We start from the raw sequence: 15,340 nt of genomic DNA, 5'->3' as shown, positions 1-15,340 counted from the left end.
CGCGCTCGCCGTGTTTGCCCGGGGCCCGGTGCGGGTAAAGAGATCCGATGGCCGCGCGACAGGAACCGGGAGCCGAGCCGCCGGACACCGCCAGCCTCGGCAAGCTCCGCGAAGCCGCCCTCGAATGCCGCGGCTGCGGGCTGTACCGCGACGCCACGGAGACGGTCTTCGGCGCCGGAAACCAGCGCGCGGACATCTTCGCCCTCGGCGAGCAGCCCGGCGACCAGGAGGACCGGCGCGGCGAGCCGTTCGTCGGCCCGGCCGGACGGCTGCTCGACCGAGCGCTGGAAGACGCGGGGCTGGACCGCGGTTCGCTCTACGTGACCAACGCGGTCAAGCACTTCAAGTTCAAGCTGCGCGGCAAACGCCGGATCCACGAAAAACCGGCGCGGTCCGAGGTCGTCGCGTGCCGGCCGTGGCTGGTGGCCGAGCTGCGTGCGGTGCGGCCGCGGCTTGTCCTGTTGCTGGGCGCGACGGCGGCGCAATCGGTGTACGGCAGCAGTTTCCGGCTCACCCGGCATCGCGGCGAACCGCTGGACCCGCCGGAGGAGTTCGCCGGCCTGTTCGCTTCGGCGGTCGCCACCGTGCATCCGTCCGCGGTGCTGCGCGCGCCCGACCGGGACGCCGCCTACGACGAGTTCGTCGCGGACCTGCGCGGGCTCTGACGTTTGCCCGCCCCGGCGAGGGGAATCCGGCCGCCATGAAAGCAGTGACCTGGCACGGCAAGCGGGACGTGCGAGTCGACGACGTCCCGGACCCGAAAATCGAGGAACCGACCGACGCCGTCGTGCGGGTGACCTCCACCGGCATCTGCGGCTCGGACCTGCACCTGTACGAGGTCCTCGGCCCGTTCATGACCGAGGGCGACATCCTCGGCCACGAGCCGATGGGGATCGTCGAGGAGGTCGGCGGCGCGGTGAGTTCGCTGAAACCCGGCGACCGCGTCGTGGTGCCGTTCAACATCTCCTGCGGCCGGTGCTGGATGTGCGAGCGCGGGCTGCAGTCGCAGTGCGAGATCACCCAGGTCAAGGACCAGGAAAAGGGCGCGGCGCTGTTCGGCTACACGAAGCTCTACGGCCAGGTGCCCGGCGGGCAGGCCGAGTACCTGCGCGTCCCGCAGGCGCAGTACGGGCCGATCAAGGTGCCCGAGGGCCCGCCGGACGAACGGTTCGTCTACCTGTCCGACGTGGTCCCGACCGCCTGGCAGGCCGTGGAGTACGCGGACGTCCCCGACGGCGGCTCCGTCGCGGTCTTCGGGCTCGGCCCGATCGGCCAGATGTGCGCCCGGGTCGCGCGGCATCGCGGCGCCGGCGAGGTGATCGGGATCGACCTCGTGCCGGAACGGCTGGCACGGGCCCGCGCGCACGGCGCGACCACGCTGGACCTGCGCGACCACCGGCGGATCGGGGACGCGATCCGCGACCTCACCGGCGGCCGCGGCGCGGACTCGGTGATCGACGCGGTCGGCATGGAAGCGCACGGCGCGCCGATCGGGAAACTCGCGCACAACCTGGTCGCGCTGCTGCCGCAGACGCTGGGCGCGAAGGTGACCGAGAAGGCCGGGATCGACCGGCTGAGCGTGCTGTACGCGGCGATCGACAGCGTCCGGCGCGGCGGCACGATCTCGCTGTCCGGGGTGTACGGCGGGATGGCCGACCCGATCCCGATGATGGAACTGTTCGACAAGCAGATCCGGCTGCACACCGGGCAGGCGAACGTGCGGCGCTGGATCGACGACGTGCTGCCGGTGCTCACCGCGGACGGGGACCCGCTGGGCGTCGAAGGGTTCGCCACGCACAAGCTCCCGCTGGCCGACGCGCCGCGGGCGTACGACATGTTCCAGAAGAAGCTCGACGGGGTGCAGAAGATCCTGCTGGAACCGGCGGCGTGAGCACGGGGGCGTCCGGGCTCACCGGCCCGGACGCTCTTCCGCTCGCCGGGCCAGCTGCTCCCGCTGCGGGACGACGACGTACTTCGGGTCCTTTGTGGACTCCACCCCGGCCGCGTACACGCCGAACCGCGTGCACAAGCCGGACGCGAGATAAGCCGCCCCGGCAGCGACGCCCGCCGCGCGATTGCGCCGTGCGGCCAACGACAACGCTGCCCCCGCCGCGGTCAGCACCTTCGCCGCCTTAAGCAAGCGCCCGGCCCGCCCGGTCCGGTACGGCTCCGAAGCCAGCCCCAGGCCGGTCTCGAGATGGTGCTCGGCAGCCAGTTCCGCCGCCGCCCCGGCGAGTCCGGCGCGCACCACCGGACCGTTTTCCTTCCGCGGCACGGAAATCAGCGCGATCCCCGCCCCGCTGGTGAGCGCGCTGCCCGCGAACAGCACCGGCAGCGTCCCGTGCGCCTCGTGCCAGGACGGGGTCGCCGTGTCGGCCAGCAGCACCGCGGTGTAGGTGCACATCGCCGGGCCCAGCACGCCCGCCCCCGCTCCGGCCAGCCGGCCGAGTCGCGGGAAACGCCCGGTCAGCGTGGAAAACGCCGCCCCCGCCGCGAGACCGGAGAACGGCGACAGGATCCACGAACCCACCGACAGCGGTGAAGTCGGCTTGAGCACGCGCAGCATGTTGAGGAACCGCGTCGGCTTGCCGAGGTCGTGGATCAGCGCGACCACGCTGGCGATCGACCCGCCCGAAGCCGCCAGCCTGCCGACCTTGGCCAGCTCCGTCCGTCCGGTCGCGTCGGCGAGCGCGGCCAGCGACGCCGACGCTCCGGCCGCGCCGCCGAGGAACAAATACAGCGGGACGTCCGGCTGCTTCCAAGCCGGCTCCTTGAGGATCGGCCTGCCGTAGTAGGACCGGAATTCGGCGGGCTCGACCATCGCCCGTTCGCGGCGCGGGCTCATCGGCGCCGTCCCAGGAACGACACGACGAGCGCCGCGGCCACCCCGGCGGCGGTGGTCGCGGCCCGCTTCCACATCCGCGGCAAGTCGCGCGTCGTCACCACCGGGTCCGGCGGGAAGCCGTACACCTCGGGTTCGTCCAGCAGCAGGAAGAACGCGCCGTCTCCGCCCACCCCGTCCTCGGGGTCGTGCCCGTAGAGCCGCGCCTCCGGCACGCCGTCCTCGTGCAGCGCCGACACTCGGGCGGCGGCGCGTTCGCGGAGTTCGTCCAGTTCGCCGAACTGGATGGAATCGGTCGGGCAGGCCTTGGCGCACGCGGGTTCCATCCCCGCGCCGAGCCGGTCGTAACAGAGGGTGCACTTGAACGCGCGCCCGTCGCTTTCGCGTTTTTCGATCACCCCGTACGGACACGCGGGAACGCAGTAGCCGCAGCCGTTGCAGATGTCCTGCTGCACCACGACGGTGTCGAATTCGGTGCGGAACAGCGCACCGGTCGGGCAGACGTCGAGGCAGGCCGCGTGCGTGCAGTGCTTGCACACGTCGCTGGACATCAGCCACCGCACGCCCGCTTCTTCCGGCGCTCCGACCGTCGGCATCCCCAGGTCGACCGCGGGCTGTTCGATGAACGCCACGTGCCGCCAGGTGTTCGAGCCGAGGTCGCCGGTGTTGTCGTAGGACAGCCCGAGCAGGTCCGGCGCGCTTTCGGCCTCCGGGACGCCGTTCCACTCCTTGCACGCGACCTCGCACGCCTTGCACCCGATGCACACCGACGTGTCGGTGAAGAAGCCCATCCGGGGCTGGGTGCCGTACTCAGCCATTCGCTCGCCTCCGGTACTCCGCCACGAATTCCAGCAGCGCCGGTCCGCGCGGCCGCCGTCCGGGACGGATGTCGCAGGTGGCCGCCTTGGCCTCCTGGATGTGCACGTTCGGGTCCAGCACGATCGACAGCAGGTCGTTGGCCGCGTCGCCGCGGGACAGGCCGTTCGGGCCCCAGTGATACGGCAGCCCGACCTGGTGGACGGTGCGGCCGCGCACCTTGAGCGGTTTCACGCGTTCGGTGACCAGCACGCGGGCCTCGATCGCGGTCCGCGACGAAACGATGGTCGCCCAGCCGAGGTGCTCGAGGCCGCGTTCGGCCGCCAGCGCGGGCGAGACCTCGCAGAAGAACTCCGGCTGCAGTTCGGACAGGTACGGCAGCGTCCGGCTCATCCCGCCCGCCGTGTGGTGCTCGGTGAGCCGGTAGGTGGTGAACACGTACGGAAAGACCTCGCTGCGCGGCGGGTTGTACTGGTTCACCGGGCTGTCCAAGGTCTGCCGCACCGGCGAGGACTGCTGGCCGTACAACGCGTTGCCGACCGGGCTTTCGAACGGCTCGTAGTGCGTGGGCAGCGGGCCGTCGGCCAGCCCGGCCGGGACGTAGAGCCAGGCTTTGCCGTCGGTCTGCATGATGAACGGATCGCGGCCGCTCAGCGCGTCCTGCGCCTTCGCCCCGTCCGGCGGGACGTAGCCGGGCGGCTTCGCCGGCTCGAAGTCCGGGACGTCCGGGCCGGTCCACTTGGCTTCCGCGGCGTCCCAGTAGATCAGCTTCTTGCGTTCGCTCCACGGTTTCCCGTCCGGGTCCGCCGAGGCGCGGTTGTACAGGATCCGCCGGTTCGCCGGCCACGCCCAGGCCCAGCCCGGAGCGATCCAGTCCTGTTCGGAGCCGGGCTGCCGGTTCGCCGCGTGGTTGTGCCCGTCGGCGCGGACGCCGCAGTAGATCCAGCAGCCGCACGACGTCGAACCGTCGTCCTTCAGCTGGGTATAGGCCGAGAGCGGGCCGTCCGGGCCGTGGCCGTTGATCTCCGCGAGCACGGACTCCGCGCTCGGGTCGTCCGTCGGGCCCTCGGTCGGATAGCTCCAGGCCAGGTCGCGCAGCGGGGCGTCGCGCTCGTCGCGGCCGGCGCGCTCCCGGATCAGCCTGCCCAGGTGGTAGTAGAACCACAGGTCGCTGCGGGCGTCGCCGGGCGGTTCGACCGCTTTGTGGTGCCATTGCAGCAGCCGCTGGGTGTTGGTGAAGCTGCCGTCCTTCTCGGTGTGCGCGGCGGCGGGCAGGAAGAAGACCTCGGTGCCGATCTCCTCGGACTTCAGCTCGCCGGTCTCGATCTCCGGGCCGTCTTTCCAGAACGTCGCGCTCTCGATCAGCTGCAGGTCGCGGACCACCAGCCAGTCGAGATTCGCCAGCCCGAGCCGCTGGAACTTCCCGTTGGCCGACCCGACCGCCGGGTTCTCCCCGACCAGGAAGTACCCCTTGCACTCCCCCGCGATCTGCTTCTGGACCGTCGCGTAGGTGCCGTGGTCGCCGGTCAGCCGCGGCAGGTAGTCGAAGCAGAAGTCGTTGTGCGGCTGGGCGTTGTCGCCCCAGTACGCCTTGAGCAGGCTGACCGTGTACGAGCGCATGTTGCCCCAGAACCCGGTCTTGCCCGCGTCGGCCTCCACGAAACTGTCCAGGTCGAGGTGCTGGTGCGCGTGCGGCATCGGGAGGTAGCCGGGCAGCAGGTTGAACAGCGTCGGGATGTCGGTCGAGCCCTGGATGCTGGCGTGCCCGCGCAGGGCGAGGATGCCGCCGCCCGGACGGCCGATGTTGCCCAGCAGCGTCTGCAGGATCGAGGCGGTGCGGATGTACTGCGCGCCGACCGTGTGGTGCGTCCAGCCGACCGAATACACCCAGGCCGTGGTGCGGTCGCGGCCGGAGTTCGCGGTGATCGCCTCGGCGATTTCGGCGAACTGCTCGACCGGCAGGCCGCAGACGTCCGCGACGGCCTCCGGGGTGTAGCGGGAGAAATGCCGTTTGAGGACTTGGTAAACGCAGCGCGGATGCCGCAGCGTCTCGTCCCTCTTCGGCTTCGCGCCGATCGCCGCGCCGCCGCTGCCGTAGGACTCGGCGCGCGCGGAGCTTTGGTGCTTCTCGCCGCCGTGGTGCCCGCCCGGCTGCCCCGGGTCGCGGGCGCCCGCGGCCGGGCTCGCTTCGGCGTCCTCGTACGCCCAGGTCGAGTTGTCGTACTGGCGCTTCTCCGGGTCGAAACCGGAGAACAGGCCGTCGAGGTCTTCGGTGTCGGCGAACTCCTCGGTGAGGATCGCCGCGGCGTTCGTGTAGGCCACGACGTACTCGCGGAAGTCCAGCTCGTGCTGCAGGACGTAGTTGATCAGCCCGCCGAGGAACGCGATGTCCGAGCCCGCGCGCACCGAGGCGTGGACGTGCGCGACCGCGCTCGTGCGGGTGAACCGCGGGTCGACGTGGATGATCTTCGCGCCGCGGGCCTTCGCCTCCATCACCCACTGGAACCCGACCGGATGGCATTCGGCCATGTTCGAGCCCTGGACGACGATGCAGTCGGCGTTGGCGAGGTCCTGCTGGAACGTCGTGGCGCCGCCACGGCCGAAGGAGGTCCCCAGACCGGGAACCGTGGCGGAGTGTCAAATACGGGCCTGATTCTCGATCTGTATCGCGCCGAGCGCGGTGTACAGCTTCTTCATCAGGTAGTTCTCTTCGTTGTCCAGCGTCGCGCCGCCGAGGCTCGCGAAGCCGAGCGTGCGGTTGAGCTTGCGGCCCTGGTCGTCGGAGTCCTGCCAGGTTTCGGCACGCGTCTTGAGCACCCGGTCGGCGATCATGTCCATCGCCTGGTCGAGGGACAGCCGTTCCCAGTCGGCGCCGTACGGGCGGCGGTAGAGGACTTCGGTGACGCGGCTCGGGCTGGTCACGAGCTGCTTGCTGGCCGATCCCTTCGGGCACAGCCTGCCGCGGGAGATCGGCGAATCCGGGTCGCCTTCGATCTGGGTGACCGCGCCGTCCTTGACGTACACCTTCTGCCCGCAGCCGACCGCGCAATACGGGCAGATCGAACGGACTACCTTGTCCGCGTCCTCGGTGCGGGCGTGCCAGTTTTCCGAGCCGCGGGATTTGGCCGCCGCGCCGCGCGCGGTGCGGTCGGGACCGGCCAGCTGCCGGTACACCGGCCAGCCTTCGATCCACTGCCGCATGCCCATGCTGTCACGGTAATCCGTTCCCCGGGCGCTCGCAGCACATCCGGCGGGTCCCGTCGCCGAGCGGTTCGGTCAGCCCGGCCGCGTCGAGGTGCTCCAGCAGCGGGATCATCACCCGGCGGGTGCTGTCCAGCGCCTGCCGCGCGCGCGACACGGTGAACGGCTCGCCGAGCGCGGCCAGCACTTCCGCCGCGCGCCGCGGCGCGTCCGGGCCCAGCACCACTCCGTCGGCGAGCGCCCGCAGCCGGCCGACGCGCACGGCGGCGGCCAATTCCCGTTTGCCCAGGCCGAGTTTCCGCAACTCGTCGGCTTCCGGCGCGCGGAAGGGGTGCTCGGCGAACCGCTCTTCGAGGAGTTCGACGGCTTTTTCCACTTCGGCGGTCAGGCCCGCGCCGGGCTTGCGGACGAGCCCGTCCTTCAGCACCAGCCCGTCGGCGAGGACGGCCGGGAGGAGCTCCGCGTCCGGCAGGCCGAGCCGGCGCCGGAGCGCCTCGGCCGGGATTCCCGCCGCCAGCGGATGTTCCCGGCTCCAGTCCGCGACTGCCTCGGTGGCCTCCGCGCGCAACCGGACAAGGTGTGCCGGGTCGGCGTGCCAGCCGCCGAGCCGTTCGCCCGCCTCCGGCAGCCCTAACGCGCGGAAGTCCTCGTGGCGCACGAAACCTTCGCGGCGGAGGTAGTCCCAGCCGGGTTCCACGGCGGTCAATTCCTCGCCCCGGGCGCGCGCGGCGCCGCGGCGGGCGAGCGACGGCGGCCGGACGTCCAGCACGTCGAACCCGGCCGGGATCCGGTGCTCCCCCGGGTCGCGCAGCAATCCCCGGTCGCCTGCCCGAAGCGGCAGCGCGCTCGCGAGCAGCAGCCTGGCGGTGTCCGGCCCGAGCGGACGGACCCGGGCCGGCACCGCCGCGGAGCCGAGGTGCAGCACGAGATTCCGGTGCAGTTCGCCCGACAGCGCACCGCGCAACCGGACGTCGATTTCGGTCGCCGGACGCCACGCGCCCGGGGTCAGCAGCACGTCGCCCCGCCCGACGGAATCCTTGGGCACGCCGCGCAAATTCACCGCGACCCGAGCTACCGCGGACACGCTTTCGCGCGGTTCGCCGAGCGCCTGCAGGCCGCGGATCTGCACCCGGTGCGCGCCCAGCGTCAGCTCGTCGCCGATCCGCAGGGTGCCGCCGCCGAGCGTTCCGGTCACCACGGTGCCCGCGCCCTTGATGGTGAACGCGCGGTCGATCCAGAGCCGGACGTCCGCGGTCAGATCCGGCGGCGGCAACCGGCTGGCCAGCTTGGCGAGCTGCGCGCGCAGTTCTTCGAGCCCCTCGCCGGTCGTGCCGCTGACGCTGACCGCGGGTATCTCGCCGAGCGCCGTCGCCGCGATCTCCTCCAGCGCCGCCGCCGTCGCGCTCGCCGGATCGGCGCGGTCGGATTTGGCGACGGCCAGGAGACCGTGCCGGACACCGAACGCGTCCAGCGCCGCCAGGTGCTCCGCGGACTGCGGCATCCAGCCCTCGTCCGCCGCCACCACGAACAACGCGGCCGGGACGGGACCGACGCCCGCCAGCATGTTCGGGACGAACCGCTGGTGCCCCGGAACGTCGACGAAGGCGATCTCCTCGCCGTCCAGCCGGGTCCAGGCGAAGCCGAGGTCGAGGGTCAGGCCGCGGCGGCGCTCCTCGGCCCACCGGTCCGGCTCCATGCCGGTGAGCCGGCGGATCAGCGTGGATTTCCCGTGGTCGACGTGCCCGGCGGTGGCGATCACCCGCATCGGCGGACCGCCTCCCGCACCGCCGCGTCGTCCGCCGGGGCGACCGTCCGGAGGTCGAGCAGGCACCGGTCCCGCACGATCCGGCCGACGACGGCGGGCTCGCCGAGCCGCAGCGCCTCCGCGTACCGGGCAGGCAACGAGACCGCGGCGCTGGGCAGCTCGACGCCCGGCGCACCGCCGCCGCCCACGACCGCGGTCGAATCCACCGCCTCGGCGTCCACGCCCGCCGAACGCAGCGATCGAGCCAGCGCTTCGGCTCGCTGGTGCAGACCCCGCGCGGAAAGCGCCGCCCGCACGGGTGGTTCCGGCCCGCGAAGGGTGGCTTCGAGCGCGGCGAGAGTCAGCTTGTCGACTCGCAGCGCACGCGCCGCCGGATGCCGGCGCAACCGCCGCACCAGTCCGGCATCGCCGAAGAGCAAGCCCGCCTGCGGACCGCCGAGGAGCTTGTCGCCGCTCGCGGTGACGACGTCCGCGCCGTCGGCCAGCGCGGTCGTGACGTCCGGTTCGTCCGGCAGCACCGGATCCGGCGCGAGCAGCCCGGACCCCACGTCGGCGACCACCGGGACGCCGAGCCCGGCCAGCTCCGCGACGCTCGCTTCCGAGGTGAATCCGGTGACCTGGTAGTTCGAGGGATGGATTTTGAGCACGAATCCGGTGTCCGGGCCGATCGCCGCCGCGTAATCCGCCGCCGAAGTCCGGTTCGTGGCGCCGACTTCGCGCAGCCGGGCTCCGGTCGAGGCGAGCAGGTCCGGAATGCGGAACCCGTCGCCGATCTCGACCAGTTCGCCGCGGCTGACCACGATTTCCTTGCCGGGAGCCAAGGTCAGCGCGCACAGCAGCAACGCCGCCGCGTTGTTGTTGACCACGTGCACCGCCTCCGCGCGCGGCACCGCTTCCGCCAGCGCGGCCAGGGTGCCGCGGCCGCGTTGCGCGCGCTCGCCGGTTTCGAGCGAGAACTCGACGTCGGTGGAACCGCCCGCGGCGACGATCGCGTCCAGCGCGGCGGCGGACAACGGCGCGCGGCCGAGGTTGGTGTGCACGAGGACGCCGGTCGCGTTGAGCACCGGGCGCAGGGACGACACCGTCGCGGGCAGCCGGGCCACCACCTCCGCGACGACCTCGCCGGGCTCGATCCCGCCCGCCCGGGCCCGCTGCTGCGCCGCCGCGACCAGCGATTTCACCAGGTCGCGGCCCAGCGTCTCGGCGGCTTTCGCGATCCTCGGCTCGGCGAGCACGGCGTCGGTGCGCGGGATCGCCCGGCGCGGGTCACCCATGGCGGAGGCGGACGGGAATCGAACCCGCCAGCGGCAGGACCTGCCGCTCAACGGTGTTGAAGACCGCGCCGGTCACCAGGCCGGATACGCCTCCCTGGGGCATTCCGCCATCCTGCCAAGACCGTCGCGCGCCCGCATGATGAAAAGCATGAGGCTGACCCAGTACGCCCACGGCGGCGGCTGCGCGTGCAAGATCCCGCCCGGCGAACTGGAATCGATCGTCCGCGGCCTTTCCGGCGCCGCGCCGCGGAACCCGCCCGGCGAACTCCTGGTCGGCCTTGCCGACGGCGACGACGCGGCGGCCGTCCGGATCGCCGGGAACGTCGCGCTGATCGCGACCACGGACTTCTTCACCCCGGTGGTGGACGACCCGTACGACTGGGGCCGGATCGCCGCCGCGAACGCGCTCTCCGACGTGTACGCGATGGGCGGCGTCCCGGTCGTCGCGGTGAATCTCCTCGGCTGGCCGCGCGAGGTGCTCCCGTTCGAATTGGCCGCGGAGGTGCTGCGCGGCGGGTCGGCCGTCTGCGCGGAAGCCGGCTGCCATCTCTCCGGCGGGCACAGCGTCGACGACCCGGAACCCAAGTACGGCCTCGCGGTCACCGGCACCGCGGACCCGGAACGCTTGCTGCGCAACGATTCGGGCAAGCCGGGCACGCCGCTGACGCTGACCAAGCCGCTGGGGATCGGCGTGCTGAACTCGCGGCACAAGGCCACCGGCGAACGCTCCGAGGAGGCGATCGCCGCGATGACCGCGCTCAACCGCGCCGCGTCGGCCGCCGCACTGGAGGCGGGCGCGGTCTGCGCGACCGACGTCACCGGCTTCGGGTTGCTCGGCCACCTGCACAAACTGGCCCGGGCGAGCGGCGTCACCGCGCGGCTGGACCCGGCGGCGGTCCCGTATCTCGAGGGCGCCCGGGAGGCGCTGCGCGACGGTTACGTCAGCGGCGGTACTCGCCGGAACCTCGACTGGGTCCGCCCGCACGCCGACCTGTCGCGGATCTCCGAGGACGAGGCCCTGCTGCTGGCGGACGCGCAGACGTCCGGCGGACTGCTCGTGGCGGGCGAGCTTCCCGGCTACCCGGTGATCGGCGAGCTGACCTCGCGCACGGATCACACGATCGTCGTGGGTTGAGGTCCGGGCGGGGAACCTTCACGGGATCAGGGCCCGGAGGGTTCCCCGCCCGACCCGGCCAAGTTCGCGCTCCCGCGCGTTGGCGTCGCGTGCCGGACCGGGCCAGCGACGGCGGATTGGCCGGTCTCCGAAGTGGGTAGCCCCTGCCCGAGGTGAGACATGGGCGCTGCGACCGAGATCCTGCTGTGGTGGCTTGCCCTGACCGGGCTGTGGATCCTCACGCTGTCCGCCCCGGCAATCCCGGAACTCCTCGCGGGCGCCGGAGCCGCGGCGGTCTGCGCGGTCGCTGCCCGTTCCGCGCGCCGGGCGATGAACGGTGCGTGGCAGTTCAAAGCCGCCTGGCTGACCTGGTTGGCCCCGCTGCCCAAGGCCGCGCTTAGCGAGTCGATCGCCGCGTTGCGCGCGGTCTTCCAGCGTCCCTCCGCCGGAAACTGCGAAAAAGTCACCGTTCCCGCCGAACCGCGCGCGCAGCACGAAGCGCGGCTCGCCGTCGCGACAGTGGTCGTCGGCTGCACGCCGGGCGCGATGGTTGTCGCGAGCCCGCCAGATAGCACCGACCTCGTCGTCCACCGGCTGCTGCACGACTCCGCGACCCTCGACCGGGTGACGCGATGACGTGGCTGCTCCTCGCCGCGCTGCTCCTGATGTCAGGGGGTCTCGGCAGCGCGTTGTGGCTGGCCGCCCGGGGCAGCGCGATCGAACGCCTCGCCGGGATGCAGTTCGCCGGCACCGTCACCGTCCTGACCCTCCTGCTGCTCGTCCAGGCGTACGGCCCGTCGAGCGCCGTCATCCTCCCGCTGACGCTGACCGTCCTCGCCTTCGCCGGAACGCTCGTCTTCGCGCGCCTCCTGGGGACCCGATGACGCTCGCCGCGCAGATTCTCGTGTTCGCCGGGGTGTTCGTCGTCCTCGCCTCCGCCGCCGGTCTGCTCCGCGCCAAAGACCTGCTCACCCGCCTCCACCTGCTCACCCCGGCGACCACGCTCGGCGCGCCGCTCGTCGGTGCCGGGCTCGTCCTGGTCAACGGCGTCCACCTCGGCTCGGGCGCGATCCTCGCGACGGTGGTCCTGCTGGCGGTCACCGGCCCGATCCTGCAATCGGCCACCGCCCGGCTCGAGGCCCGCCACCGCGGCGAGATCGACGAGGACCTCCCGTCGTGACCGCCGCCGTGCTGCTCGTGGCCCTCGCGCTCGTCGCGGTGGCCGGGTACGCCGTGGTCGCAACGCACGATCCGAAGCGGCAAGCAATCACGCTGACGGTGTTTTCCCTGTGCCTGACCGTGCTTTTCGTGGTTTTCCAAGCCCCGGACGTCGCCTTGTCCGAACTCGCCGTCGGCGCGGCCATCGTCCCGCTGCTCGTCCTGCTGACGCTGCGGAAGACAGGCAAGCGATGAGGACCCGAGACGTCGTCGGAGCCGCGGGGCTGGCCGGGGTGGCCGCGCTGTTCCTCGCCGCGTTCACCCGGATGCCCGCGGCCGGGACCGCCAGCCACGTCTACCGGGATCTGGTGCTGCCACTGGGTTTCCGGGAGGTCACGCCGAACCTGGTGTCCTCGGTGAACTTCGACCTCCGTGCGCTGGACACCCTCGGCGAGGAGACGATCGTCGCCGCCGCGGTGGTCGGCGCGCTCGCCCTGTTGCAGCCGCCCGGAAAGGAGCCGGAAACGGACGGGACCGGCTACGTGCTGCCCGCCGTGAAGCTCGCCGGTTTCCTGCTGCTGCCGGTCTCGGTGCTGCTGGGCATCGACATCGTCGTGCACGGGCATCTGACGCCAGGAGGCGGTTTCCAGGGCGGCGTCGTCCTCGCGACCGGCTGGCACCTGCTCTACCTCTCCGGCAGCTACCGCGCGCTCGCCCGGCTGCGCCCGATCGACTGGTGCGAATACGCCGAAGCGACCGCCACCGGCCTGTACGTCGTGACCGGCCTCATCGGACTGGGGATCGGCGGCTCGTTCCTCGCGAACGTGCTGCCGCTGGGCGAATTCGGCTCGCTGCTTTCCTCCGGGACGGTCCCGGTGCTGAGCGTGCTGATCGGCATCGAGGTCGCGGCCGGGTTCGTCGTCCTGCTGTCGCGGTTCTTCGTGCACGGGCTCAAGGAGGACAAGTGACGGGCGTGGTGTCGGCGGCCTGCTACGGCGTGGCGGCGTGGCTGTTGCTGCTGGGCTGCGCCGGGATCATGCGCAGCCGGCACCTCGTGCACACCGTGGTGTCGCTGTCGGTCGCGCAATCCGGCACGTACGTGCTGCTGCTCGCGATCGGCTACCAGGACCAGGCCACCGCGCCGATCGTGGCGCAGGGACAGACGCAGCCGGTGGTCGATCCGATGGTGCAGGCCATGACGCTGACTGACATCGTCGTCTCGGCGACCATCACCGCGCTCCTGCTCGCTCTGACGCTGCAGATTTCGCGTCGGCACGGCACGGTCGACCCTGACGAACTGCGTGCGCTGCGCGGCTGACCATGACGACCCTGCCCGCACTCGCCATCGCCGTCCCGCTGCTGGCCGCCTGCCTGCTGCTCGGCCTCGGCGGCAAACTCCCCCGCGTCGTGGTCGACGTGACTGCCACGGTGACCGCGGCGGCAGTGTGCGCACTGTGCGTGGTCCTGCTGACCGCCGCGCACCACGAGCGGGTGGTCAGCTGGCTCGGCCGGCAGCGGCCGGAAGGCACCCGGTCGGTCGGCATCGTGCTCGTCGCGGACGGCCTGAACACGACTTTCGCCGCGCTGGCCGCGTTCCTGACCGTCTGCGCGCTGCTCTACAGCTGGCACTACTTCGAAGCCGTCGAAGCCCGCTACCACGCGATGATGCTGCTCTTCCTGACCGGCATGACCGGTTTCCTCTTCACCGGAGACCTGTTCACGCTGTTCGTGTTCTTCGAGCTGATGAGCGGGGTCGCCTACGCGCTGACCGGGTACCGGATCGAAGAGGCGGACTCCGTGCAGGGCGCGCTGAACTTCGGCGTGGTGAACTCCCTCGGCGCGTACTTCACGCTGATGGGCATCGGCCTGCTCTACGCCCGCGGCGGCCAGCTCGGCCTCGCCCAGCTGGGCGTCGCGCTCGACGGCCGTCCGGCGGACGCGCTGGTCATCGCCGCGTTCGTCCTGGTGTGCACCGGACTGCTGGTCAAAGCCGCGACCGTGCCGTTCCACTTCTGGCTCGCCGACGCGCACGCGGTCGCGCCGACGCCGGTGTGCGTGCTGTTCTCCGGGGTCATGGTCGAACTCGGCCTCTACGGCGTGCTCCGGGTCCGCAGCGCCGTGTTCGGCACGGTGCTCGACGACGCCACGGTCAGCCGGGTCTTCCTCGCCGCCGGGATCGCCAGCGCTGTGCTCGGCGCCGTGCTTTGCTTCACTCAGCGGCATCTCAAACGCTTGCTGGCCTATTCGACCATTGCCCACATTGGACTGTTCCTGTGCGGACTTGCCGCCACCGGCGGCGAAGCGACGGCCGCGTTCGTGCTCTCGGTGCTCGGGCACGCCGGAGCGAAAGGCGCGCTGTTCCTCCTGACCGGAGTGTTGAAGGACCGGTACGGCAGCGTGGACGAGGACGATCTCTTCGGCCGCGCAACGCATTCCCGGACCGAAGCGGTGCTGTTCCTCGTCGCGGCGGCTGCCCTCGCCGGGCTGCCGCCGTTCGGCCTCGCGCTGGGCAAAGACGCCGCCGAACACGCGGGCCCGGAGTGGCTGATGCTCGTGTTCGCGGTGATTTCCGCACTGACCGCCGCCGCGGTGCTGCGCGCCGGGCTGCGCGTCTACTTCGGACTCGGCAGGCCGCCCGCCGAGGATTCCGCCGACACGACGTCCGGGTCCGGCGAAGAACCCGAGACCGGGCGGCCGATCGCGCGCACCCCGATCCCGATGCTCGCCGCGATCGTCGTCCTGCTCGGGTTCGCGCTGGCCGCCGGGCTCGTGCCGTGGATCCGCGACGTCGCCGCGGCCGCCGGGGCGCAGGCGGTCGACCGCGCGGGCTACCTGCACGACGTCCTGCCCACGCTGCCGCCTTCTCTTCCTGCCGCAGTGCCCGAACTGTCCTGGACCCCGCCCGGCCTGCTGTCCGCGGCGGTGACCGCGCTGCTCACGCTGGGCGCGGCGGCACTCGCGCTGTGGTCGCGGCGGCGAACCCCGAAACCGCTGCACGAAGCCCTTACGGTCCTGCACCGCGCGCACTCCGGCCAGGTCGGCGACTACGTGGCGTGGCTGCTGGCGGGCGTCGCCGTCCTCGCCGGGCTGGTCTGGCTCTGACCTCGCGTTTACCCGCCGAGCGGCCGGGCTACCCGCAGAGCGGCCCGTGACGCCGACCGGAGGAGCTG

Annotated in this window: 15 protein-coding genes and 1 tRNA gene; 10 read left to right on the top strand and 6 right to left on the bottom strand. The window is 72.0% G+C overall.

Annotated elements, in window-relative coordinates; translation table 11 throughout:
- The first annotated feature begins 47 nt into the window (after positions 1-47).
- Together F9C11_RS23930 and F9C11_RS23925 are read left to right on the top strand one after the other, a co-directional pair.
- Positions 48-665 carry a UdgX family uracil-DNA binding protein gene (locus F9C11_RS23930; RefSeq protein WP_409179596.1) on the top strand — a complete coding sequence of 206 codons (618 nt, stop codon included), beginning with the start codon at positions 48-50 and terminating at the stop codon, positions 663-665.
- 35 nt (positions 666-700) lie between these two features.
- Positions 701-1,891 carry a zinc-dependent alcohol dehydrogenase gene (locus tag F9C11_RS23925; RefSeq protein WP_409179595.1) on the top strand — a complete coding sequence of 397 codons (1,191 nt, stop codon included), beginning with the start codon at positions 701-703 and terminating at the stop codon, positions 1,889-1,891.
- Positions 1,892-1,909: 18 nt separating this feature from the next.
- Here F9C11_RS23925 and nrfD read toward each other — a convergent pair whose 3' ends face one another.
- From nrfD to F9C11_RS23895, 6 genes are all read right to left on the bottom strand, one after another.
- Positions 1,910-2,845: an NrfD/PsrC family molybdoenzyme membrane anchor subunit gene (gene nrfD, locus F9C11_RS23920; protein ID WP_409179594.1), complete on the bottom strand. Its 936-nt coding sequence runs from the start codon at positions 2,843-2,845 to the stop codon at positions 1,910-1,912.
- The gene (locus tag F9C11_RS23915; protein ID WP_409179593.1) at positions 2,842-3,660 is read right to left on the bottom strand and encodes a 4Fe-4S dicluster domain-containing protein; all 819 of its coding nucleotides are present in this window, start codon (positions 3,658-3,660) and stop codon (positions 2,842-2,844) included. Before F9C11_RS23915 ends, nrfD begins: the two co-directional genes overlap by 4 nt.
- Positions 3,653-6,865, bottom strand: a complete 3,213-nt coding sequence (gene fdh, locus F9C11_RS23910; protein ID WP_409179592.1) for a formate dehydrogenase — start codon at positions 6,863-6,865, stop codon at positions 3,653-3,655. Before fdh ends, F9C11_RS23915 begins: the two co-directional genes overlap by 8 nt.
- Before the next feature lie 4 nt (positions 6,866-6,869).
- A complete protein-coding gene (gene selB, locus F9C11_RS23905) occupies positions 6,870-8,624 on the bottom strand; it encodes a selenocysteine-specific translation elongation factor (protein ID WP_409179591.1) in 1,755 nt (584 codons plus the stop codon).
- The gene (selA, locus tag F9C11_RS23900; RefSeq protein ID WP_409179590.1) at positions 8,615-9,898 is read right to left on the bottom strand and encodes an L-seryl-tRNA(Sec) selenium transferase; all 1,284 of its coding nucleotides are present in this window, start codon (positions 9,896-9,898) and stop codon (positions 8,615-8,617) included. The genes selB and selA overlap by 10 nt, the downstream gene beginning before the upstream one ends.
- A tRNA-Sec gene (locus F9C11_RS23895) sits at positions 9,898-9,992 on the bottom strand. The genes selA and F9C11_RS23895 overlap by 1 nt, the downstream gene beginning before the upstream one ends.
- Before the next feature lie 45 nt (positions 9,993-10,037).
- On the opposite strand from F9C11_RS23895, the gene selD reads away from it, so the two are divergent.
- The 8 genes from selD (at position 10,038) to F9C11_RS23855 (ending at position 15,272) form a co-directional block, all read left to right on the top strand.
- Entirely contained in the window at positions 10,038-11,033 is a 996-nt protein-coding gene (selD, locus tag F9C11_RS23890; protein ID WP_409186961.1) for a selenide, water dikinase SelD, read from the top strand.
- Between the two features lie 159 nt (positions 11,034-11,192).
- Complete coding sequence (locus tag F9C11_RS23885; RefSeq protein WP_409179589.1) at positions 11,193-11,648, top strand: Na+/H+ antiporter subunit E; 456 nt, start codon at positions 11,193-11,195, stop codon at positions 11,646-11,648.
- Complete coding sequence (locus tag F9C11_RS23880) at positions 11,645-11,896, top strand: monovalent cation/H+ antiporter complex subunit F (protein WP_409179588.1); 252 nt, start codon at positions 11,645-11,647, stop codon at positions 11,894-11,896. The genes F9C11_RS23885 and F9C11_RS23880 overlap by 4 nt, the downstream gene beginning before the upstream one ends.
- Complete coding sequence (locus F9C11_RS23875; RefSeq protein WP_409179587.1) at positions 11,893-12,192, top strand: cation:proton antiporter; 300 nt, start codon at positions 11,893-11,895, stop codon at positions 12,190-12,192. Before F9C11_RS23880 ends, F9C11_RS23875 begins: the two co-directional genes overlap by 4 nt.
- Positions 12,189-12,425, top strand: coding sequence for a Na(+)/H(+) antiporter subunit B (locus F9C11_RS23870; RefSeq protein ID WP_409179586.1), 237 nt, complete (start codon positions 12,189-12,191; stop codon positions 12,423-12,425). Before F9C11_RS23875 ends, F9C11_RS23870 begins: the two co-directional genes overlap by 4 nt.
- Positions 12,422-13,138, top strand: a complete 717-nt coding sequence (locus tag F9C11_RS23865; protein WP_409179585.1) for an MnhB domain-containing protein — start codon at positions 12,422-12,424, stop codon at positions 13,136-13,138. Before F9C11_RS23870 ends, F9C11_RS23865 begins: the two co-directional genes overlap by 4 nt.
- A complete protein-coding gene (locus F9C11_RS23860; protein ID WP_409179584.1) occupies positions 13,135-13,488 on the top strand; it encodes an NADH-quinone oxidoreductase subunit K in 354 nt (117 codons plus the stop codon). The genes F9C11_RS23865 and F9C11_RS23860 overlap by 4 nt, the downstream gene beginning before the upstream one ends.
- 2 nt (positions 13,489-13,490) lie before the next feature.
- Positions 13,491-15,272 (top strand): complex I subunit 5 family protein, encoded by a 1,782-nt coding sequence (locus F9C11_RS23855; protein ID WP_409179583.1) that lies wholly within the window; start codon positions 13,491-13,493, stop codon positions 15,270-15,272.
- The last annotated feature ends 68 nt before the right edge of the window (positions 15,273-15,340 follow it).

Origin of the sequence: Amycolatopsis sp. VS8301801F10 (assembly GCF_046195355.1) — a bacterium.
In the GTDB taxonomy this organism is placed as follows: domain Bacteria; phylum Actinomycetota; class Actinomycetes; order Mycobacteriales; family Pseudonocardiaceae; genus Amycolatopsis.
The sequence above is the reverse complement of the archived record's forward strand: the minus strand, read 5'-3'. Positions and strand labels throughout refer to the sequence as shown.

Bases quoted from the DNA above. Each gene is read 5' to 3' on its own strand.
- F9C11_RS23875 (WP_409179587.1), top strand. From the start codon at position 11,893: ATGACGCTCGCCGCGCAGATTCTCGTGTTCGCCGGGGTGTTCGTCGTC.
- F9C11_RS23915 (WP_409179593.1), bottom strand. From the start codon at position 3,660: ATGGCTGAGTACGGCACCCAGCCCCGGATGGGCTTCTTCACCGACACG.
- selD (WP_409186961.1), top strand. From the start codon at position 10,038: ATGAAAAGCATGAGGCTGACCCAGTACGCCCACGGCGGCGGCTGCGCG.
- F9C11_RS23885 (WP_409179589.1), top strand. From the start codon at position 11,193: ATGGGCGCTGCGACCGAGATCCTGCTGTGGTGGCTTGCCCTGACCGGG.
- F9C11_RS23880 (WP_409179588.1), top strand. From the start codon at position 11,645: ATGACGTGGCTGCTCCTCGCCGCGCTGCTCCTGATGTCAGGGGGTCTC.
- selA (WP_409179590.1), bottom strand. From the start codon at position 9,898: ATGGGTGACCCGCGCCGGGCGATCCCGCGCACCGACGCCGTGCTCGCC.
- selB (WP_409179591.1), bottom strand. From the start codon at position 8,624: ATGCGGGTGATCGCCACCGCCGGGCACGTCGACCACGGGAAATCCACG.
- F9C11_RS23855 (WP_409179583.1), top strand. From the start codon at position 13,491: ATGACGACCCTGCCCGCACTCGCCATCGCCGTCCCGCTGCTGGCCGCC.
- F9C11_RS23865 (WP_409179585.1), top strand. From the start codon at position 12,422: ATGAGGACCCGAGACGTCGTCGGAGCCGCGGGGCTGGCCGGGGTGGCC.
- F9C11_RS23930 (WP_409179596.1), top strand. From the start codon at position 48: ATGGCCGCGCGACAGGAACCGGGAGCCGAGCCGCCGGACACCGCCAGC.
- F9C11_RS23925 (WP_409179595.1), top strand. From the start codon at position 701: ATGAAAGCAGTGACCTGGCACGGCAAGCGGGACGTGCGAGTCGACGAC.
- nrfD (WP_409179594.1), bottom strand. From the start codon at position 2,845: ATGAGCCCGCGCCGCGAACGGGCGATGGTCGAGCCCGCCGAATTCCGG.